The following is a 20,632-nucleotide window of genomic DNA, read 5'->3' as shown; positions in this document are numbered from 1 at the left end:
GCGAGCACGGGTTATTATGCAGGCATAACAGGATTGTTACTGTATCCCCTCCGCCGCTCAGGCCGCAGGACAGAAACATAAAATACAGGCAAAACCTGACGCCCGGGATCGCTTCCGGGCGTCAGGTTTTTTCGTTTTCAGGATGCTGAAACACCGGGAAAGACCATGAAAATCGCTAAAATACTCAATAATAACGTGGTGATTACGCTGGACGACCGTCAGGAAGAGACGGTGGTAATGGGAAAAGGAATCGGCTTTAAAAAGAAGCCCGGCGACACGCTGGACGAAAGCCTGATCGAAAAGGTGTTCACCCATAACGGCGGCGAAATCGCCGAGCGCTATAAAGAGCTGCTCTCCGAGATCCCGCTGGCCTGCGTCACCACCGCCGACAAGATTATTACCCTCGCCCGCGAACGGCTGCCGGGCAAGTTGCATAACATCGTCTACATCACGCTGACCGACCACATCCATTTCGCTCTGCAGCGCCATGCGGAAGGGTTGGATATCAAAAATGCGTTGCTGTGGGAGATTAAAAAGCTCTATCCGGCCGAGTTCGCCGTCGGCCTGGAGGCGCTGGCCCTGATCGCCCAACGGCTGGATACCGCGTTGCCGGAAGACGAAGCCGGATTTATCGCCCTGCACCTGGTCAACGCCCAGCTTAACGACGAGATGCACAATACGCTGCACATCACCCGCGTGATGCAAGAGATCCTCAACCTGGTCAAATACCACTTCCGCTTTGATTACAACGAGGAAGCCCTGAGCTACCACCGTTTCGTCACCCATTTGAAATTCTTCGCCCAGCGCCTGCTGGGGAAAAACTACGTCGACAGCGACGACGACTCGCTGTATCAGGTGGTGAAAGAGAAATACCGTGAGTCATTCGCCTGCGCCGGCAAGATCAACCGCCACATCGAAAAGCACTATCAGCATCAGCTCACCACGGAAGAGATGATGTTCCTGACCATTCATATCGAACGAGTGCGCAGCGAAAGCGAGGAAAAACCGGCTTAACGGCGGGCGTCCGCCACCCGTACGCCGTACTGCGGAAACACCGCGTCGGCGGAGATCAGCGTCAGCCCTTCGGCCTGCGCCTGTGCGATCAGCATGCGATCGAAAGGATCCTGATGATAGGGCGGCAGTTGCCCGGCCTGTTGGCAGTGAAAGGCGTCCATCGGCAGCGCCAGAAAATCTTCGGCCTCGATGATCGCAAAGATGTCTTCCGGCAGCGCCAGCTTGCCCAGCGCCTGTTTGATCGAGATCTCCCAAATGCTGGCCGCGCTGACGTACACCGCATTGCCCGGATCGGCGATCTGCCTTTTGGCGTTCGCGCCCAGGCAGGCGTCATCAATCAGCCACCACAGCAATGTGTGGGTATCCAGCAGCAGACGCTTCATTCATCGCCCTCAAACAGCGCCGCAATGGCCGCATCCCCCGCGTTGAAATCCGCCGGTACGGTGAACTTGCCCTTGGCGGCACCGGGGCGGCGCGCTTCGCCCTGGATGGCGACCAGCTGTACGTACGGCTTCCCTGCTTTTGCAATAATCACGGTTTCTCCCTCCGCGGCTCTGTCCGCCAGCTGGCTCAGATTGGATTTGGCTTCGTGCATATTGGCCTGAATTGCCATACGCGTCCTCCTTAGCTAAGTTAGCTAAAGCATAAAGCGCCGTCCAGTTTTTGTACAGGGAGTCGTTTAAAGCGCGAGCAGTCTCGCGCTTTGTTGCAACGCTTAGCGCTGCTGTTGCGGCCACAGCCAGGCCGCACCGCGTACGCCGCTGGAGTCGCCGTGCACCGCCTTGCGGATCGGCGTTTCACACTCGCCGCCAAATACCCAACCTTTCACCCTTTCAGGCACCGAGCGGTACAGGCGATCCACGTTGCTCATGCCGCCGCCGAGCACCACCACGTCCGGATCCAGAATGTTGATCACGTGCGCCAACGCTTTCGCCAGCCGCATTTCGTAGCGAACGATCGCCTGCTCCGCCAGCGCATCGCCCCGCTCGCTCAGCGCCATGATCTCGTGCCCTTGCAGCGCGTTGCCGCTCAGGCGCGCATAGTCGGTGGCGAAACCGGTGCCGGAAATAAAGGTTTCGATGCAGCCCGGCTTGCCGCAGTAGCACGGCACTTCGCGGGCGTAACGCAGCTCATCGTCATCCTGCCACGGCAGCGGATTGTGGCCCCATTCGCCGGCGATGCCGTTGCCGCCGGAATGCGCCTGGCCGTTCAGCGCCACGCCGGCGCCGCAGCCGGTGCCGATAATGACCGCAAACACGGTTTGCGCGCCGGCGCCTGCGCCGTCGGTAGCTTCCGACACCGCCAGGCAGTTGGCGTCGTTGGCGATACGCACCTCGCGCGCCAACAGCGCCGACAGATCCTTGTCCAACGGTTGGCCGTTGAGCCATACCGAGTTGGCGTTTTTCACCCGCCCGGTAAACGGCGACAGCGTGCCGGGAATGCCGATCCCGACCGATCCCTGTTCGCCGGTATGATCTTCCGCCAGTTTCACCAGCCCGGCGATCGCCGCCAGGGTTTGCCCGTAGTCATGGCGCGGCGTGGCGATACGATGGCGAAACAACTTCCGCCCGTCGTCCGCCAACACAATCACTTCAATTTTTGTCCCGCCCAAATCGATGCCAATGCGCACGTTTTTTCTCCTCGATGCAGCGCAGCGTTGCCACAGCCTAATGTAAGCGCGCGGATGAATCACCTGTTTCCCTCTCCCCGGCCAGGCCTTTTCCGCTGCGTACGGCGACGCAATTCGGAGAGAATGGGGCGATTTTTCAGCGTCAATTCGTTATCATGCCGCCCTGCTTTTGACGAATCAGCGTGCCGAACGCACGCCCAGCCAGGGATAACATTATGCTGTGGTTTAAGAATTTGATGGTTTACCGTTTGAGCCGCGAAGTGGCGTTAAACGCGGATGAAATGGAAAAACAACTCAGCGCGTTCGCCTTCACGCCGTGCGGCAGCCAGGACATGGCGAAGACCGGCTGGGTCTCCCCGATGGGCTCGCACAGCGATGCGCTGACGCACGCGGTCAACGGCCAGATCGTCATCTGCGCGCGCAAGGAAGAGAAAATCCTGCCGTCGCCGGTCATCAAGCAAGAGCTGCAGGCCAAGATTGAGCGCCTGGAGGCGGAACAACACCGCAAACTGAAGAAAACCGAGAAAGACGCGCTGAAGGACGAAGTGCTGCACAGCCTGCTGCCGCGCGCGTTCAGCCGCTTCAATCAGACCTTCATGTGGATAGACACCGTCAACGATCTGATCATGGTCGATGCCGCCAGCGCCAAACGCGCCGAAGATACGCTGGCGCTGCTGCGCAAGAGCCTCGGCTCGCTGCCGGTGGTGCCGCTGACCATGGAAAGCCCGATCGAACTGACGCTGACCGAATGGGTGCGTTCCGGCGAGATGCCGGCCGGCTTCGCCATTCAGGATGAAGCAGAACTGAAAGCGATTCTGGAAGAAGGCGGCGTGATCCGCTGCAAGAAACAGAATCTGATCAGCGACGAAATCGCGGTGCATATCGAAGCCGGCAAGCTGGTGACCAAACTGGCGGTGGACTGGCAGGAGCGCATTCAGCTGATGCTGTCGGACGACGGCTCGCTCAAGCGCCTGAAGTTCGCCGACACGCTGCGCGAGCAGAACGACGATATCGATCGCGATGACTTCGCTCAGCGCTTTGACGCCGACTTTATCCTGATGACCAGCGAGCTGGCGGCGTTGATCAAAAACACCATCGAAGCGCTCGGCGGCGAAGCCCAGCGTTAATCCCGCCGCAGAAACGACCAGGGCCCAGCATCCGCTGAGCCCTGCGTTCCCCTAACGAACAAAATTTATTTGCTCAGGTAGCGGCACAGATAGGCGGTCGCATCGGCCACCTGCAGGTTGAACTCGCTGTGCCCCGGCACGAAGAACTTCTCGCCCGGCGTAAACACCTGCCAGTCCGGCGCCCCCGGCAGCAGCACTTTCAGCGCCCCGGTGATCACCGTCATTTCTTCCGGTTGCGCGGTGGAGAAGGTGTATTCCCCCTCTTCCATCACGCCCACGCTGGTAAGACCGATGCTGCTACTGTCAAAACCGATAGACTTCACTTTTCCGGCAAAATACTCATTCACTTTCAGCATAGACTGGCACCCGCGTAATCATCTTGATGGAAAATCCATATTGGGGGATTGCGGTTGATCTGTCACTGGTTTTTCGCGCGAAATGCGATCGCGGCGCAGAGGAAAACGCTGCAGGGCCTCTCACCGGCAGCCAGGGCTGCTGAAGCCCTGGGCGATCCCTGGGCGCAAAGCGCCTGAGGCCGCGTCGAGCGGTGACTTATCGCTATTTGAATCAGTCGATTAACTCTGCGGCCAGCTTGGCGACCAGTACGTTCGACAGCAGCACCGGCACCGACAGACGCGCCTGCAAAAAGGCGCGATGGCGCTGGTGATAACCGATGCAATCGAGCACCACCACCTCTGCTCCCTGCCGCAGCAGTGCGCAAGCCGCCTGCTCCAGCGCGGCCTCATCTGCCAGATAGGGGCTGGCGACGGCATAGCTCGGCGGCGTCGCCAGCTGCCGCCATTTACCCGCCTGCTGCCCAACCTGTTCCGCCATCGGCACCACGATGCCGACGCGGTGTGCGCCGACGATCGCGGAGATCAACGGCGGAATAATGCGATCCGGCTCCAGCAACAGCGCCTGTTCCGCCTGCAAGCGGCCGAATTCGCCGGTGCACAGCAACAGGATCACCTGGCACCCCGCCGCCTCCAGCTCGCGGATCTTCTGCTGCAACCCGCTTTCGACGCGAGCGGCACCGAGCGTCACCTGCGTGCCGTCCAACAGGCGCGACACCAGCAGCTTATCGCCCTGTTGCGGCGCATAACGCTCGGCGATCTGCCCGGCATCCAGGCCGTCCAGCAAACCGACGTGCCTCACCCGCTCCGCCGGCAGATAAGCAGACAGCAGCGGCATGATATCGCTGCGCGGCGCCTGACCGAGGGTCAGCGTGGCGAATGAAGCCGTCATGGGTCTATCTCCTTTTTTGCAGGTGGCTCAGGCTGCCGTACAGCGCCAGCAGCTGGCCGTATTCGGCGGCATCGTAAAACCGGCAGGTGCCACGGCCGAATTCTTTGGCGACTTCCACCGCGAATTTGGCCGCCAGCGCGATGTCCGTTTCGTGGCTGGCGCCGGTGCCGCAGCCCGGCACCACCGATTCGCTGCAAATCGCCACGCCGACCACCGGCGCCGCAGTAGCGGTCGAGGGCTGCAGGATGCTGTTGAGGTGATGCACGCCGTTGCCGTAAGGGGTGATGTCCTGCGTGGTGATCGGGAAGGTCACCGCCGGGCGGCCGCTGGTCATCTCCATGATGCGCAGCAGATCTTCCGCCACCCGCAGGATGTAGCCCTCTTTCACCGTCGGCGACAGCGCATAGCCTTTGTGATTGATGATGCGGTTGCCTTTGGTGGTATCGATCGACAAGATGGCGTCCGCCTCCGGCACCACTTCATTATCGTTCATCGTCACGTCATCGATCGGCGAATCCATAAAATCGACCGGATCGTGCGGCCGGGTCGGCGCGTTCGGGCAAATATGGGTGGTGACGATCACATCGCCCGGCAGCGTATCGCCCTTACGCTGCATCTCCGCCAGCTTCAGCGCGGCGGCAATGGCAGCGATCGCGCCGTCGCCGTCGGACACCAGCCCGATACGCGTCGGCCGCGCGCCGATGCCGCCCAGGCGGCCGATAATGCCCAGCGTCGACGCCACACCGCCAGCGAATTTGCCTGCGCTACCGGGGATCTCGATGCGCACGAAATCGGTGCCACCCTTCGGCCCGTCGGCGCGCAAGGTGCTGGCCCGGATCGCCGGGTAAGGCGCAAACAGATCGACGACGTCCTGGCCGCTGACGAATGCGCTATCCATCAATTCAAAAACCTGCAGCGTTTGTTGCAAACTCATGGTCGTTTTACCTCACCAATGTCATCGGCAGGGGCTATTTGCCCTTGCTGGAAAAAATCGAGCTGAAGAAGTTGTAGAGCGCGTCGCCGGCGATAAACCCGGCCGCCATGATCTCCATCGGCGTGCGGCCGCGATCGCCCCAACGGCGCAGGATCGCCACGCGCAGCGCGATGCCCACCAGCACCGCCCACCCGGCCAAGGCGTTGTTGATCAGCAGGCCGGTCGCCAGCAGCACGCCGAGCTGGCGCTTAGGGCCGCCGATCAGCTGTACCACGGCGCCGGGGATCGCCCAGATCAAAAGGCTCCAGGCGATGCCCGGCTGCGCACCGGCTTCGATGGTCTTCGCGTAAACGCGCGCGACCGGCGGGATCAGGTCCTGCAGGAAATAGCTGTGATAAGAGAGGTAAACCACCGGAATGGCGATGAGGAAGGCGATCAGCGCCGCAAACAGCTGAATGCGGCGCCCCAGCAGCTCCTGCCGCAGATCCTCGCCGTAGCCGCGCAGGATGAAGCCGGCTTTCAAATCAAAGCCCATGTCGGCGAAAGCCGGCCCGGTGGCGGCGGTAAAACCGGTCAGGATGCACAGCGCCAGCGGTGGGAAACCGATCAGGATACCGACGATCAGGGTGATCAACGCCACCGCGAACGCCGGAAACCAGCCGGAGTGCATGGCGGCGATACCGACGATCAGCTCATGAACGAAAGCGGCGAACGCCGCGTAAATCACGAACAGCGCCAACATCGGCAGCGACATCTCGCTAAACAGCCCGCCGACCAGAGCCAAAAACGCGGCGATGGCGATGTAGCCGACTGCGCCCAGGCCGAGCGCTTTGCTTACCGCACTGTCCGGCTGGGTATAACCGGCGCTATCGGCGCGGCGGCTACGGATCACCTGCGCAACCTGGATCAGCGCCACCAGGCCGGCGCCGACCATCACGCCGTGCGGAATAAAATGGGCATTGATATCGAAACCGGCCACCGGCTCGGCGTAAGCCCGCAGCAATAGCCCGACGCCGAACATGCTCAGCGCCCAGATATTGCCGATAAAGGCGGTGCCGAAGGCCGCCATGGGGATCTTGAGCATTGATCCGGCGATGCCCACCCCTACGCCCACCACCAAAAGCCAGGCCTGCTTGCCGCCGCGATCGCCGGCTTTAATCGCCTCCGCGGCGGCGACGCCGGGCGGCCAGGCATTGGCGGCGGGAAACACTTTGGTATCGAACAGGCGATAAAGCAGATAGGCGTCGAGCAGCATCGCCGCCGCCACGCCGCAGAACATCGGTAAAATAAGCTGCGGTTGCCCCATCACGTAAGGCACCGCAATCGGCATCAGCAGGCAATTGGCCGCGCCGAAGGTGGCGGAGGAGATCACCGTCTGCGCCAGGTTCTGGGTGTGCACCGAGCGGTAGCGTTGGAACATTTGCAGCGGAATACGTGCCAACAGCATGGCGATCAGCGCACCGATGATCGAGGTGTTGGGCGTCACGCCCAGCGTGGTGATCAGCTGAACGCCGATGATCGCTCCCACCACCGAAAGCAGCGCCATGACCAACAGCGTGCCGGCCTCTTTTAGCGGATTATTTGATTTCATGCTTGGTTTCCCTGAATATTCCCTGCCGCGTGGCGGAAATAACGCCAGGCGATAGCTCGCCGCGGCAGTTCCATTATTTGGAACTGCCGGCGTCATAACGTGATTATTTTCTTATTTACCCTATCTATTTATCACCAATAAAATACGGTGAAATATAATTAATGAGTTCCCTGGTGTCGGCGCTCGTTAATTATGATGCAACACGATAGCTCAGGCGCGTTATTTGATCTGCTGCCAATAATCATCGCCATATTTTTCCGCCAGTTGGCGGCTGACTGCGATTAATTCAGCCAGGACTTCCGGTACAAACGGCTGCTCCTCGCCCTGCGAGGGAAAGGACAGGCACAGCCCCACCGTCTCGCTGCCGTGCTTGTTCACCAGCGCGGTCGCCAGCGAACTGATGCTGTTCAGGGTTTCATTGCGCGCCAGCGACCATCCCTCACGCCTCACCTGCTGCAACTTCTGCAACAGCGCATCCAACGTTTGCGGCGCATTGGGCGAAGTCGCCCGGTAACCGCCGGCGTAACGCGCCCGAACCTGCTCGTCGCTTTCACGCGCCAATATCGCCCGGCCGACCGAGGTTTCCGCCGCCGGTGAACGGTAACCCGCCGGAGTCACCACCTGCAAAAAGTGGCGGCCGGGGAACATGCGCATCACCATGATTTCCTGCCCTTCCAATATCGAAAGGTAGCCGGTACAGGCCGTCTGGCGGCACAGCTGCGCCATACTGGCCGCCAGGCTGTCCACCAGCGGCATCGACAGGTAGTGGCTGGATGCCGCCAGCAACAGCGCGCCGATGCGGTAACGCCGGCTATCAGGATCGCGCTCCAGCATGCCCTGATTTTCCATGGTCTGCAGCAGGCGCGATACCGTGCTTTTCGGCAACGCCAGTTGGCCCACCACGTCGCTGAATGCAATGCCCGGCTGGCCATGCATCACGCGTTGTTGAGAAAAGAGTTTTAATACCGCAGCGGCATTTTCCAGCGTTGTCATGCTCCGCCTTGTTCCATTATATGGAACTCAGTTCCTGTTTTATAATTAAAAACTAGAACCCGAACTCCTCAGCGTCAAGCTGTTTATTTTTTGTCAGCCGCGAAATAAAAGGCATTCGTGCTTTTTAAATGAAAATATCGCGCAGAACGCCAACTTATCCGCGCCAAATAAAATAACGATACGCTTAGAAAATAATGAATGGCAGGACAAGCTGCTGAAAAATGAGTTTATCAGGAGGAGATATTGTCGCGGCTCAAAAACCCGCGCCGCGCAAACTGAAATCGATCGGCAACGTCAATTCCACCGTGCCGTTGACGTAAGCATCCGCCGGCGGCGTAGGCAACGGCGAAGCGCGCTTGACCAGCGCCTGGATTTCGCGATCCAGCGACGGCAGCCCGGCGCTGCTGACCAGCGTCACCGCCAGCACATGGCCCTGCCTGTCCAACGTGAAACGCACCTGCCCAACGCCCTGGCGCTTCAGCCGCAATGCGTCTTTGGGGTAACGCTTAAAGCGATTAAGGCGGCTGTTGATGCGGCTGCGCCAGCTATCCTCCCCCGCCTGCGCATAGGGCATCAGGCGGGTTTGCGGCGCGGCCGTTTTATCTGCCCGGCCCGGCGGCGGCGCGCCGACGCTTTGCTCCTGAACCTTCGGCGGCGCGATCGTTTTCTCCTGCGGCGGCGTGCGCGGCGGGAGGGTTTTCTTCACCGGCTTGGGCGGTTTTTTCTGCTTCGGCGCTACGGCGATGTTCGGCCGTACGGCTTCAGGCACCTTCACCGTCGGCAAGGGTTCCGGCGGCGCCGGCGGCTCAACCTGAGGCGGGGGCGTCCTTTCTCCCGGCGGTTGTTTTACCTCGGCCGGGGCCTGCGGTGCGGCGGCCATCACCACCATGACCGCCGGCGGCGGCACCCACGGCGGCGCGGCCTTGTCTCGCCAGGGCCAGAGCAGCGCCGCGGCCAGCAGGTGCAGCGCCAGCACCAGCACCAGGCAACGGCGCCAGGGCATAGCGGCGCCGGGCGCGGCGAAAGGCAGTGGAGAAACCGACATGCTCACTCTTCCGTCAGCGCCAGATGAAGGCGATCGGTCAGCGGTTTGAACAGGTAGTTCATCATCGAACGCTCGCCGGTGCGGATGAAGCCTTCGACCGGCATCCCCGGGCGGATCTCCAACCCGTTCAAGCGCTGCAGGCCCGCTTCGCTGACCTTGGCGCGCACGCTGTAATAGGGCGCACCGCTTTTCTCGTCGGTCAGGCGATCGGCCCCGACCAGCGTCACTTCGCCCTCAACGCGCGGCGTGGTGCTTTGGTTAAACGCCGAGAACAACAGCTCGACCGGCAAGCCCACCTGCACCTTGTCGATCAGCTCGACCGGGATACGCGCCTCCACCTGCAGCCCCCGATCGCTGGGCACGATCTCCATCAGCTGCTGACCGGCGCCGATCACGCCGCCTTCGGTGAACACGCTCAGCCCCACCACGGTGCCTGCCACCGGCGCTTTCACCTGCGTATGGCCCAGATCGGCCTCCGCCTTGGCCAGGCGGTTATCCAGTTCGTCCAGCTTCATCCGTACCTCGGCCAGCTGGCTGCTGACCTCTTTCTGATACTCTTCCCGCCGCTGGATCGCCCGCAGCTTTAGCTCCAGGATCTGGCGCCCCAGGCGGCCGATATTGCCCGTGTCCTCGGACGCCTGGCCGTCGATCTGCGCATACTGCCCTTCCAGATCCAGCAGCCGGTTGCGCGCCACATACCCCTGTGCCGCCAGCTTGCGCATGCCGCCCAGCTGCTCCTGCAACATGGCCTTTTGCCGCTGTTTGCTGGCGTAAGACTGCCGGATCCCCTCCAGCATCGCCTGCGATCCGGCGATGCTCTCCGCGATCGCCGCCAGCTCGCTCTGCAACGCCGCACGGCGGCTGGTGAACAGCTGCTGTTGCAACAGCATCAACGACATCACCTCCGGCTCCTCCCGCCGCGCTTGCAACAACGCGGGGAACACGATCGCCTGCAGGCCGTCGCGCTCGGCCTGCAGCCGCGCCCGCTGCGCGGCGTTGCTCAACTGCTGGCTGCGCAGCGCATCGCGCTGGGTGCGGCTGTCGACGGTATCCATCAGCAACAGCACCTGCCCGGCGCGGACCCGATCCCCCTCATGCACCTGAATTTGCGACACCACGCCGCCGCTCGGGTGCTGTACCGCCTTGCGGTTACCGGCCACCACCACGCTGCCGGAAACCGGCACGCCCTTATCCAACGGTGCCAACAGCCCCCACAGCAGGAAGCCGCCAAATCCCAGCAGCACCAGCCAGCCGCCGAGCCGCAGATGACGCCCTTCGTCGAACTGTCGGGAAAGGGCGTCGATATCGCCGGGGATCACACTCTGATTGCTCATACTTTTCGTTCACCGCTGGCCGTTTTGGCAAAGTTGGCGTAGTTGACGTTGAAACCGCCGCTGCTGCGGCCGGCATTGGCCGGTACGGCAGCGGGCGCAAAACCAGGCAGTTTCTTCAGGATGGCGTCGCTGGGGCCGAAGTGCTGCACCTGGCCGGCGGCCAGCACCAGCAGTTTGTCGGTCGTCGCCAGGATCGCCGGTTTGTGGGTCACCAACACGATGGTGGTGCCGCGCGCCTTCAGCGCTTCGATCGCCCGTTGCAGCGCCTCTTCCCCTTCACGATCGAGGTTGGCATTCGGTTCATCCAGCACCACCAACGCCGGAGAGCCATACAGCGCGCGCGCCAGCGCCACCCGCTGACGCTGGCCGCCGGACAGGCCGCTGCCGCCCTCGCCCAGCTCGGTTTCATACCCTTTGGGCAAATGCAGGATCAATTGGTGCACGCCGGCCAGCGCGGCGGCGGCCACCACCTTCTCGGCGTCAACCTGGCCAAAGCGGGCGATGTTTTCCGTCAGCGTACCGGCGAACAGCTGGATATCCTGCGGCAGATAGCCGATATGCGGCCCCAGCTGCTGTTTGTCCCACTGCCGGAGATCCGCGCCGTCCAGCCGCACGTCGCCGCTGAGCGGCGTCAGCGCGCCGACCAGTTGGCGCATCAGCAGCGTTTTGCCGGAGCCGGATGCGCCAATGACGCCCAGCACCTCGCCGGCCTCCAGACGAAAACTGACGCCGTGCAACACCGGTACGCTCCCCCCGGGCGCAGCGGCGGTCAGCTGATTCACGGCCAATGCGCCGCTGGGCGCCGGCAGCGGCAGGCTCGCCGCCTGCGGCGGGTTGGCGGCCAGCATCACCTCCAGCCGCTGCAGGGACTGGCGCGCCGACGACCACTGCTTCCAGGCGCCGATCAGCTGATCGATCGGCCCCAGCACCCTACCAATCAGGATCGATCCGGCGATCATCATGCCCGGCGTAATGTCGCCGTTGACCGCCAGCAGCGCGCCGCAGCCCAACATCAGCGACTGCAGCGCCAGCCGCACGGTTTTCGACCAGGCGGTGACGGCGGCGATTTTCTCGCTGGCGCGGTTCTGCAACAGCAGGAACTGCTGATGCTGCCGCAGCCAGCGCAGGCGCAAGTCGGTCAGCATCCCCATGGCGGCGATGGCCTCCGCATTGCGCAGGTTACCGTTGGCCTGCTGCGTGGCGCTCAGCGCGACCCGGCCGGCCTCCGCGAGCGGCACCTGCGACACCCGCTGGTTGAGCCAGGCCAGCAGCACCAGCACGATCACTCCGGCGCTGGCCAACGCGCCAAGCCAGGGGTGGAGCAGAAAAACCACCAGCAGATAAACCGGGAACCAGGGGGCATCGAAAAAGGCGAACAGCGCATTGCCGGTGGCGAACTGGCGCAGGTTGGTCAGATCGTTCAGCGCCTGCCCCGCCAGCGGGTTGCCGGTTTTCAGGTTGGTTTCGAAGGCGGCGTCGTAGACCCGCTGATTCAGGCGCATATCCATCTGGGCGCCGAGGCGGATCACCACCTGGCTGCGCACCCACTCCAGCAGCCCCATAAACAGGTAAAGGCCGACCACCATCAGGGTCAGCATCGCCAGCGTCATGCGGTTGCCCGACGGCAACACGCGATCGTAGACCTGCAGCATGTACAGCGCCGGGGCCAGCATCAGCAGGTTGATCACCGCGGTAAACAGCGCGATGCCCCAAAATCCGCGCCGGTATGCGGCCAGCACGCTCATCACTTCTCCGCGCCTGACGGCGTTTTTCATGGCGTTTTCCATCGGCTAAAAACGAGAAAATGCCCGCCGGGGCGCGCGGCGCCGGCGGGCAAACGGCCGCGATCAGGCCGCCAGCAGTTCCGGGCTGTCGGCATGCTGCACGCCCACCGCCGTCGCCGCCGCCACCTGATCGAAGGTGGAATTGACGCTCAGGCCGTAGTCGTCGAGGATGCCGTTCAGCGCGGTTTCCAGCGCGCCGGTATCGCCGGACATCAGGCCGTACACCACCTGGTGCACCACGCCATCGTGGCCCTGCGCCTGCAGGCTGCTGAGGTTCAGGCCGCCGAAGCTGACGTCAGGCACCTGGATGTTGTACGGCGTGGAGCCGCCGCCGTTCAGGCCGTCGCCGAACGACAGCGAATCCAGCTGGCCGTACAGGGTGTGCGCCGGGGCATTGAACAAGGTGTAGGTCAGGTTGCCGCCCGCCACGAACGAGGTAACGTTGTTGGCGGTGCTGGTCACGGCGTATTGGCTGCCGGACAGGCTGCCGCCATAGAAGCCGCCGCTGTTGGAGTCGGTGACGTTACCGTTGGTGTGGTTGATATCGCCAAATGACGACGCCCACTCGTTCAGATAGTTATGGATGCTGTAGCTGCCGAAGCTGCTGTCATAGTTGACTGAAAATGCCATTTCTCTATCTCCATTGATGAATGGCGCCCCTTGCGAGGCCGCCCTTGTGCTCAAGAATGAGCAACGCCCTTTTACTGCTTAAAAACGGTATTCCACCCCGCCCTGCACGGTGCGGCCACGCCCCAGCGTGTTGGCCAGCGTCTCGCCGTAGCTGACGACGTAGGCGCGGTTGGTCAGGTTCTCCACCGAGCCGCGCAGCGTCAGGCTGTCGGTCAGCTTGTAGCTGGCGTACAGATCGAACAGGGTATACTTCGGCCAGTCGGCCAGGTACGGGTAGTTGGACGGCACCGAGCTGTCCTGATAGCCCGGCGCGAAGCGCACGATCACCCCGGCGTCCAGCTTGCGATCGAAAGCGCGGCCGCCCAGCGTGACCGAGCCGCGATCGCCCGGCAGATAGGCTGCAGTGCCGAACTGCGAGCCGCCGTCGCACGTGACGGCATCATTGGACGCGGCATCCGGTTCAACATAGAAGTTGCCGCGGCGCGAACCGTCGCCGTAGCGCAGACGCCCTCCCAGCCAGGCTTTGTTCGAGCAGAACTCGTTTTTGCCGATCATGTGGGTGTAGGTCAGGTCGGCGTAGAACACCCCGGCGTCATAGTTGAGCTGGTACTCCAGCCCGCGGAAGCGGGTTTTCGACAGGTTGTTGACGTAAGCGGCATTGCCGATGCTCGGCTGCACCAGCCCCGGTTTATTGCGGTCTATCGCCAGGTTGATGTAGTTATCCACTTTGGTGTCGAAGTAGGCCACCTTGGCCACCAGCCGATCGCCCTCAAACCACAGATCCGGCTGCTGCACGTTGAACCCGACTTCCCAGGCGCGCGAGCGCTCGGGCTGCAGGAACGGGTTAGGGTATTGCGTGGAAGAACTGTGCGCGCTGCCGTTGGTCAGCGTTTCGGTGATCGCCGGCGGCCGCCAGGATTTGCCGTAGGTGGAATACAGCTCCAGCCACTCCACGCCGGGGCGCACCGCCACCGCCAGCGTCGGCGACAGTTTGCCCTGATCGCGGTCAACCGCCCAATCCTCGCGGGTGGTGGTTGAACAACCGGTCAGACGCAGCGCTTTGCAAGGATTGTCAATCGTGTAGCGTTGCCCATCCTTAGCCAAATCCGGATAGCTCAGGCCGGTCTGGCCGCGCAGGCGATAGCGGTCGTAACGCAGCCCGCCCTCCAGCGTCAGCCAGCCGTCGTAGTCGTAGGTCAGGTTGGCGAACAGGCTGGCTACCGAACGGTTGCCGGCCGGCGTCACCCCTTCCATGCCCTGACGGGAAGAGTCGCTGGTCGCTTTGTCGTAATAGAACTCCAGCCCGTAGTTGGCGCGGAAGTCATGCCCCGGCGCCAGGCTGAAGCGCGAGGTGTTTTGCGCCTGCGCGCCATAGGTACGCAGACGAGTGCGCGTCGCGTAGCCGTTGTCCAGCAGCGAGCTGGTGCTGTAGGTGTCGCTGTCGTCCTGAGTATCGACGTAATACAGCTTGGCCTGAAAATCGAGCCAGTCGACGCCTTCCGGCGCCAGGCTGTAGTCAAACGCCGCGTTGCGCGCCATCACGTCGCTGTAACCGGTGCGCTTCCAGCCCAGTTCATAGGGCGGCCGGCTGCCCAGGTTGGTCAAGGTGCCGGCGATCGGCGACGCGGTCTGGGTCTGCAGATAGCTCAGCTGCAGGCGCTGGTTGGCGGGCAGATTCCAGCCCACCTTGGCCAGCCGCGAGTGCATGCGGTAGTTTGTGTCGGGGATTTTGTTGTTCTTGATGCTCTCGGCGTAGCGATCGTAATTGCCGGTGTCGTTATTGATGCGAATGTTGCCGATGTCGCCCTTGTTGCCGGGCCAATAGTCGCCGAGGTGGCGTTCGCTGGCGGCCAGCAGGATATCGCCGGTTTCGTTGCCCAATGCCAGTATGCCGCTGCCGATGAAGTGGGTGCCGTTATCGCCGGTGCTGGCGTGCAGCTTGCCGCCCAGCTCTTTGCCCGGCGCCAGGAAATCGCTCGCGCTGACGGTATTGAAGGTGGCTATGCCGCCGAGCGTGCCGGCGCTGCCCATGCCGCCGGAGGTGCCCTTGTCGATGGTCACGCCGGACAGCAGCTCGGAATCGATGTACATGGTGCCGTTACGCTGGCCGTGGCCGCTCTTTTGAAAATTCTGCCGCATGCCGTCGATGTTCATGTTCACCCGGCCATAGTCTTGTATGCCGCGGATGTTGACCGACAGCGCCGGATCTTGCTGGCTGACGCTGGAATAAGCCCCCGTCGTCTGCTCCAGAATATCGGCCGCGTGCCGCGCCGGGCGGTTATCCATCTGTTCGCGGCTGATGACGCTGACCGAGCGCGGTTCGTCGTAAACCCAATCGTTGGCGTTGATGCCGCCGGCGCCCAGCACCGTCAGGCTGTCCAGCGCCAGCGCGCCGCCGTCGCCGTTTGCCGCTGGCAACCGGCTCAATACGATCTGCCCCTGCGGCTGCAGGCGGAAAGCCACCGGATTGTCGCCAATCAAGCGCCGCAGGCCCTGTTCAACGCTCATGCTGCCGTTCAGCGCCGCCGCCTGCATGCCGTCGAGCTTCACCTCGTCGAAAAATACCTGCATATCGGCCTGCTCGGCGAAGCGCAACATGGCGCTCTGCAGCGGCTGCGCCGCAATGTTGAAATGCTTTTGCTGTGCGGCCTGCGCGCTGCTCGCGTCAGCCTGGGCGGCGAGCGCCACCGCCGGCTGAGTCAGCATCATCGCCGCCAGCGCGGCGCGTACCGCCGTGGCCAATCGGCCGGCCGGCGTGGTTCCCTTGTGAATAAACATGCGTGTGTGTTCCACCCGAAAGAATGCCAAACCAAGTGATAATGGAAATCAATCTCGTTTAAACATAAGGACGTTCCGGGAGGCAAAAACCCGTAAAGATTTTTTACAGAAAGTGAAAATAGCGGCGAAACGGGCATCCTGGCCCGCCTTTGCCGCTCAGTACAGCAGCGTGATGCCGGGGAGATTCAGTTGGCGGGCGGAGAGTTCCTGACGAATGGCGCCGACGCCGTCGTCGAGTTTATTGAGCGCAAACACGCCGCTCACCGTGCGCGCTCTTAGCGCGGGGTTGACCGCCACGATGCGGGTTTCGCGATAGCGATTGAGCTGCGCGAGCGCCTGCGCCAGCGGTTGGCGGTCGATCACTAGCCAGCCGCGCCGCCAGGCGTCATCACCAGCCGCTTGCCGCGTCAGCCACAGCAGGCCGCTGCGGTAATGCGCCGCCTGACGTTGCGCGACCACCAGCGAGCGCTCGCCGCGCTCGAGCGTCACCCGCACGCTGTGCTGATGCACGCTGACGTCCACGCCCTGCTCGGTGCGCGCTACGCTGAATTCGGTGCCCAGCGCCTGCGTGACGCCGTTTTCCGCCTCCACCCTGAACGGGCGACGTTCCGCCCCGCCCAGCGGCGCGACGATAAAATAGGCGGTGCCGCGCAGCAATCGCACCTTGCGCTCGTCTGCAGAATACGCCAGCGCGATCGCGCTGCCGCTGTCCAGCGCCACCCGGCTGCCGTCCGGCAACGCAACTTCGCGCACCTCGCCGCGAACGGTTTGATAATCCGCCTGCATGCCGATCCACAGATCCGGCCCGCGATAAACGCCGAAGGAAACGGCGATCGCCACCGCCGCCGCCACCGCCCAGCGGGGCCATCGATGGTGAGAGGGCGTTTTCAGCGCCGCCACCTGCGGCTGTAACGCCTGCCGCTGCTCTGGCGGCAGCTGCCCCAGCGTCGTCCAAAGCTGGCGAGCCTGACGCAGCGCCGCCGGATGCTGCGGATCATCGGCCAGCCAGGCGTCCAGCGCTTGCCGCCGTTCGGCGGGCAGCGCCCCTTCGGCCAGGCGTACGGCCCAGGCGGCCGCCTGCTGTCGCGCCTGCGCGGTTAGCGGTTTCATGATGACGTAGACCCCTGTTTTTTCTGGTTATAGGTTAAGACGTCTGAGGGCGGATAAACCCGTAAAAAAATTGCCATTATTGTTCTTCCATACGCGCCATCAGCCGCTCGAGCGCGCTGGCCAGGTGTTTTTCTACCGTGCTGAGCGACACGCCCAGCTGCGCCGCCACCTGCGCCTGGGTCAGGCCATCGAGCCGGTTAAGGCGGAAAATCTGCTGCGTGCGCGACGGCATGCCCGCCAACGCCTGTTGCAACAGCTGCAGCAGTTGGCTATCGATCGCCAGTTGTTCAAGCGCCGGTTCGCCGGAGGGATACTGCGCCAGAATGTCGTCTTCTACCGCTTCGGTCTGCCGCCGCTGCTGCTGGCGCAGATGGTCGAGCATCAGGTTTTTGGCGGTTTTATACAGGTAGGCCTCAATATCGAGAATGTTACCCTGCGGGTATTGCTCGGTAAGGCGGGTAAAACTTTCCTGCGCCAAATCCGCGGCCAGCTGAGGGTCGCGCAGTTTGGCGTTCAAATAAGTCTGCAGCGGCCGCATGTGGCGCAGAAACAGCGCCTGCAACTCGGAATTGGACATCTCTTTTCCCAGAAGTGAAATACCCAATAGGGGCGATAAAAATCACATAAATGATTATCATTATCAATATTGTTCTGGGAAATATGTGCTAAGGCGGGGATAAACAGGAAACCGGCCTGACGCCGGTTTCCGCTGGGCTGCAGGTCAGAGCTCTAACGCCTCGTCCTCATAGCGATGCTTGGCGTCGAGCGCTTCCTGCTCGGTTTCATGTTCACTGAGCAGCGTATTCGGCTCAATGTCGTCGGTGCGCACTTCAAAACGGCGCAGATGCAGGCTCGGGTCGCCCCGAAACACCTCTACGACGCGGGCGCTCCGTGGATAAGCAGGTTGATCATTTTCGCGCATGCCGTTCTCCCGTGTGTTTCACACAGTAGCAAGTATAGCAGCCGCCCTCATTCCGACACGCGCGAGCCAAGATCGCGATCGCCGGGGGAGCCCGCCAACAGCTCGGTCAGTTCGTCACAGGCGCAAATGCGGCCCTCACGCACGGTGAAGTGCGCCAGCACCCGCACGCGGCTGCAGGAACCATCGCACTTTTCCAGCTCGACCAGATGGTGGGTCAGCACCGCCTCGCCCTGCTCCGCCGCCGCGATCACGCTCAGCGTCATGCGGCGGGTTTGCCGCTTCAGCAGCGCCATGTGTTGCTCAAACTGCTCGAAGTTCAGCACCTTGCCATCCACCTGCTGGCGGTAGTCTGCGCTGAAACGGGCGGCGAGCTGCGTCGGCCGGTGCTCCGGGCTGGCGACGACCTGCTGCAGCGTATCGAGTACCAGATCCAGTGGGGTAAGTTGAGTCATCACGTTTCTCCGAAATAGGGTGAACGACGATCCTATCCCGCTCAAGCGATGGCATAATAACCACATCAAGACTTTTAATAACGTTAAACGGCCAACATGACGCAGATCCGCAGCCAACGCCTTCAGCATGAAAAAAAACACCTGACGCCCTGGCACCGGCACGAAGGCGGCCAGATCTATCTCTTGACGCGCGGCATGCTGGCCATGGAACTCCCGGGCCGGCAATGGGCGATCGCCGGCGGTACGCTGGGCTGGCTGCCGCCGGGATGCGCCCATCAGGCGCTGGCCTGCGGCGACGTGGCGGGCTGGAGTCTGTATCTGCCGGTGGAAAGCGTGCCGAAGATGCCGCCGCTGCCGCAGCTGTTCACGGCCTCTGCGCTGTTGCAGGCCCTGGTAGAGCGCATCGCGCAGTTCCCCGCCGGCCCGCTGAGTGCGCCGCAACGGCGGCTGCTGCAGGTGCTGCTGGACGAAATGCACGCGGCAAGCCGCGCCCCTTTGCAATTGCCGCTGCCGCAGGACGCCCGGTTGCTGAACATCGCCCGGGCGCTGCTGAACGATCCCGCCAGCCTGCGCAGCCAGTGCGACTGGGCCACCTGGGCCGGGCTCAGCCCGCGCACCCTGAGCCGCCGTTTTCTGCAGGAAACCGGCATCAGCTTCGCGCTGTGGCGCCAGCAGGCGCGGGTATTGCGTTCACTGGAGGGATTATCACGCGGCGAAGCGGTCAGCGAGGTGGCCGACGCCTGTGGCTATGACAACGTCAGCGCCTATATCGCCGCCTTTCGCCGCCGCTTCGGCGTCACGCCCGGGGCGTACTTTGCGCCGGCTCGGCAAACGGAATAAGAAAACGGGCGCCCAGCGCCCGAAGAGAAGAAAGGGTTACTTCACCGTCTCACGCGGCAGCACCGCGAGGATTTGTTCCACCACCCGCTGCGGATCGGCGGCGCCGTCTATCACGTAATGCGCGGCGTCCTGATACAGCGCTTCGCGCGCCGCCAGCACCTCGAGCATCTCTTCGGCGATCGGCCTGCCGGTGAGCGTCGGGCGCTGCGCATCTTCCGGGTACTCTTCCAACCGCTGCGCCAACACGCTGGCCGGCGCGCGCAGGTAGATAACGGTGCCATGCTGACGCATAAACTGACGGTTCTCCTCCGCCAGGATCGCCCCGCCGCCGGTGGCAACTATAGTTGACGGCTTGGTCACGGTTTGCAACGCGATGGTCTCGCGGCGGCGGAACCCCAGCCAGCCCTCGCGCTCGACCATTTCCGCCACGCTCATCTGCGCCGCCTGCTGCATAAACAGATCGGTATCGACGAACTGATAGCCCAACGCCAGCGCCAATGCGCTGCCTACCGTCGTCTTGCCGGCTCCGCGAGCGCCTATCATGAACAGGGTTTGTGTCATTACGGGTTGTCCCTTATGCGGTGACTTGAGTGCATTGCATACCAAAATACCGAGCGGGTGCGATGGCGTGGTGGCAGCATCATACCCTGCCCGCTCTGTATTTCAATATTTACGATAGTGTAAATTCCATGGCACAGCGACTGCCTGCGGCAAAGCCGTGCGCCAGATCCTCATCCAGATGCCGCCGCAGGGCAGCCGTGAGCCGCGCGTCGTCGAGCGGCCGGAATCCCAGCCGCCGGTAGTAAGGCGCATTCCACGGCACCTCGATGAAGGTGGTGAGCGTCAGGCGGGCGGCCCCCTGCCGTTTGGCCTCTTCCGCCACCGCGCCGATCAGGCGACGGCCGACGCCCTGCCGCTGCCAGGTGCCGGCGACCGACAATTCGGCGATGTGCCAATCGCCCCCCTGAACCTGCACGGCGATAAAACCGGCGCACTCGCCGTTGTCGCTTTCCGCCAGCCATTCACGGCGTTCGGCAATAAACGCGGCATGCTGCTGCGGGGCCATCACCTCGCCTTCGGCGATAAAGCGCCATTCCGGCTGCTGGCGAAACAGCTGCGCCGCCGAACGTTCAACCGCCATCAGATGCACGATATCCCGCTGCTGCGCCAAACGAATCTGCAGGCTCATGGGTTCTCCTTAAC

The 20,632-nt window shown here is 62.6% G+C and carries 22 protein-coding genes; 3 read left to right on the top strand and 19 right to left on the bottom strand.

What is annotated here, in order from left to right; translation table 11 throughout:
- The first annotated feature begins 165 nt into the window (after nucleotides 1-165).
- The gene (gene licT / locus ACJ8QI_RS00810; protein ID WP_100396230.1) at nucleotides 166-1,014 is read left to right on the top strand and encodes a BglG family transcription antiterminator LicT; all 849 of its coding nucleotides are present in this window, start codon (nucleotides 166-168) and stop codon (nucleotides 1,012-1,014) included.
- Here licT and ACJ8QI_RS00805 read toward each other — a convergent pair.
- From ACJ8QI_RS00805 to mak, 3 genes are all read right to left on the bottom strand, one after another.
- Nucleotides 1,011-1,397 (bottom strand): type II toxin-antitoxin system VapC family toxin, encoded by a 387-nt coding sequence (locus tag ACJ8QI_RS00805; RefSeq protein WP_038873221.1) that lies wholly within the window; start codon nucleotides 1,395-1,397, stop codon nucleotides 1,011-1,013. The genes licT and ACJ8QI_RS00805 overlap by 4 nt on opposite strands.
- On the bottom strand, nucleotides 1,394-1,627 hold the full coding sequence (locus ACJ8QI_RS00800) for a type II toxin-antitoxin system Phd/YefM family antitoxin (protein WP_049199831.1): 234 nt from the start codon (nucleotides 1,625-1,627) through the stop codon (nucleotides 1,394-1,396). The genes ACJ8QI_RS00805 and ACJ8QI_RS00800 overlap by 4 nt, the downstream gene beginning before the upstream one ends.
- A gap of 102 nt (nucleotides 1,628-1,729) precedes the next feature.
- Nucleotides 1,730-2,644 (bottom strand): fructokinase, encoded by a 915-nt coding sequence (gene mak, locus ACJ8QI_RS00795; RefSeq protein WP_442531958.1) that lies wholly within the window; start codon nucleotides 2,642-2,644, stop codon nucleotides 1,730-1,732.
- A gap of 215 nt (nucleotides 2,645-2,859) precedes the next feature.
- Here mak and rdgC point away from each other — a divergent pair, with 215 nt between their 5' ends.
- Nucleotides 2,860-3,771: a recombination-associated protein RdgC gene (gene rdgC / locus ACJ8QI_RS00790; RefSeq protein WP_004940461.1), complete on the top strand. Its 912-nt coding sequence runs from the start codon at nucleotides 2,860-2,862 to the stop codon at nucleotides 3,769-3,771.
- A gap of 65 nt (nucleotides 3,772-3,836) precedes the next feature.
- Here the strand turns inward: rdgC and ppnP are convergent, their stop codons facing one another.
- The 14 genes from ppnP to ACJ8QI_RS00720 form a co-directional block, all read right to left on the bottom strand.
- Nucleotides 3,837-4,127 (bottom strand): pyrimidine/purine nucleoside phosphorylase, encoded by a 291-nt coding sequence (gene ppnP, locus ACJ8QI_RS00785; protein WP_004940463.1) that lies wholly within the window; start codon nucleotides 4,125-4,127, stop codon nucleotides 3,837-3,839.
- A gap of 211 nt (nucleotides 4,128-4,338) precedes the next feature.
- Complete coding sequence (locus tag ACJ8QI_RS00780) at nucleotides 4,339-5,016, bottom strand: AroM family protein (protein ID WP_060423313.1); 678 nt, start codon at nucleotides 5,014-5,016, stop codon at nucleotides 4,339-4,341.
- 4 nt (nucleotides 5,017-5,020) lie between these two features.
- Nucleotides 5,021-5,950 carry a DUF1177 domain-containing protein gene (locus ACJ8QI_RS00775; RefSeq protein WP_060423310.1) on the bottom strand — a complete coding sequence of 310 codons (930 nt, stop codon included), beginning with the start codon at nucleotides 5,948-5,950 and terminating at the stop codon, nucleotides 5,021-5,023.
- 34 nt (nucleotides 5,951-5,984) lie between these two features.
- On the bottom strand, nucleotides 5,985-7,541 hold the full coding sequence (locus tag ACJ8QI_RS00770) for an OPT/YSL family transporter (RefSeq protein WP_060420419.1): 1,557 nt from the start codon (nucleotides 7,539-7,541) through the stop codon (nucleotides 5,985-5,987).
- Between the two features lie 219 nt (nucleotides 7,542-7,760).
- On the bottom strand, nucleotides 7,761-8,534 hold the full coding sequence (locus tag ACJ8QI_RS00765; protein WP_060423304.1) for an IclR family transcriptional regulator: 774 nt from the start codon (nucleotides 8,532-8,534) through the stop codon (nucleotides 7,761-7,763).
- Between the two features lie 253 nt (nucleotides 8,535-8,787).
- Entirely contained in the window at nucleotides 8,788-9,579 is a 792-nt protein-coding gene (locus ACJ8QI_RS00760; protein ID WP_060423301.1) for an energy transducer TonB, read from the bottom strand.
- A 2-nt stretch (nucleotides 9,580-9,581) separates the two neighbouring features.
- Nucleotides 9,582-10,913, bottom strand: coding sequence for an HlyD family type I secretion periplasmic adaptor subunit (locus tag ACJ8QI_RS00755; RefSeq protein WP_064290409.1), 1,332 nt, complete (start codon nucleotides 10,911-10,913; stop codon nucleotides 9,582-9,584).
- Nucleotides 10,910-12,688, bottom strand: coding sequence for a type I secretion system permease/ATPase (locus ACJ8QI_RS00750; protein WP_337046379.1), 1,779 nt, complete (start codon nucleotides 12,686-12,688; stop codon nucleotides 10,910-10,912). The genes ACJ8QI_RS00755 and ACJ8QI_RS00750 overlap by 4 nt, the downstream gene beginning before the upstream one ends.
- A 72-nt stretch (nucleotides 12,689-12,760) precedes the next feature.
- Nucleotides 12,761-13,327, bottom strand: coding sequence for a heme acquisition protein HasA (locus ACJ8QI_RS00745; RefSeq protein WP_033642038.1), 567 nt, complete (start codon nucleotides 13,325-13,327; stop codon nucleotides 12,761-12,763).
- Nucleotides 13,328-13,405: 78 nt separating this feature from the next.
- Nucleotides 13,406-16,105, bottom strand: coding sequence for a TonB-dependent hemoglobin/transferrin/lactoferrin family receptor (locus tag ACJ8QI_RS00740; protein ID WP_442531957.1), 2,700 nt, complete (start codon nucleotides 16,103-16,105; stop codon nucleotides 13,406-13,408).
- Nucleotides 16,106-16,261: 156 nt separating this feature from the next.
- Nucleotides 16,262-17,215 (bottom strand): FecR family protein, encoded by a 954-nt coding sequence (locus tag ACJ8QI_RS00735; RefSeq protein ID WP_442531956.1) that lies wholly within the window; start codon nucleotides 17,213-17,215, stop codon nucleotides 16,262-16,264.
- Between the two features lie 76 nt (nucleotides 17,216-17,291).
- The gene (locus tag ACJ8QI_RS00730; RefSeq protein WP_060423284.1) at nucleotides 17,292-17,792 is read right to left on the bottom strand and encodes an RNA polymerase sigma factor; all 501 of its coding nucleotides are present in this window, start codon (nucleotides 17,790-17,792) and stop codon (nucleotides 17,292-17,294) included.
- 144 nt (nucleotides 17,793-17,936) lie between these two features.
- Nucleotides 17,937-18,137: a YaiA family protein gene (locus ACJ8QI_RS00725; protein ID WP_046688340.1), complete on the bottom strand. Its 201-nt coding sequence runs from the start codon at nucleotides 18,135-18,137 to the stop codon at nucleotides 17,937-17,939.
- 47 nt (nucleotides 18,138-18,184) lie between these two features.
- Complete coding sequence (locus ACJ8QI_RS00720) at nucleotides 18,185-18,589, bottom strand: nuclear transport factor 2 family protein (RefSeq protein ID WP_070915516.1); 405 nt, start codon at nucleotides 18,587-18,589, stop codon at nucleotides 18,185-18,187.
- A gap of 96 nt (nucleotides 18,590-18,685) precedes the next feature.
- On the opposite strand from ACJ8QI_RS00720, the gene ACJ8QI_RS00715 reads away from it, so the two are divergent.
- On the top strand, nucleotides 18,686-19,429 hold the full coding sequence (locus tag ACJ8QI_RS00715) for a helix-turn-helix domain-containing protein (protein WP_149571594.1): 744 nt from the start codon (nucleotides 18,686-18,688) through the stop codon (nucleotides 19,427-19,429).
- A 36-nt stretch (nucleotides 19,430-19,465) separates the two neighbouring features.
- Here ACJ8QI_RS00715 and aroL read toward each other — a convergent pair whose 3' ends face one another.
- Both aroL and ACJ8QI_RS00705 read right to left on the bottom strand, forming a co-directional pair.
- Nucleotides 19,466-19,990 (bottom strand): shikimate kinase AroL, encoded by a 525-nt coding sequence (aroL, locus tag ACJ8QI_RS00710; protein ID WP_033637260.1) that lies wholly within the window; start codon nucleotides 19,988-19,990, stop codon nucleotides 19,466-19,468.
- Between the two features lie 109 nt (nucleotides 19,991-20,099).
- The gene (locus tag ACJ8QI_RS00705; protein WP_102984186.1) at nucleotides 20,100-20,618 is read right to left on the bottom strand and encodes a GNAT family N-acetyltransferase; all 519 of its coding nucleotides are present in this window, start codon (nucleotides 20,616-20,618) and stop codon (nucleotides 20,100-20,102) included.
- Between the last annotated feature and the right edge of the window lie 14 nt (nucleotides 20,619-20,632).

Source organism: Serratia sp. CY84636 (genome assembly GCF_052166245.1).
GTDB classification, from domain to species: Bacteria; Pseudomonadota; Gammaproteobacteria; order Enterobacterales; family Enterobacteriaceae; genus Serratia; species Serratia nevei.
The sequence above is the reverse complement of the archived record's forward strand: the minus strand, read 5'-3'. Positions and strand labels throughout refer to the sequence as shown.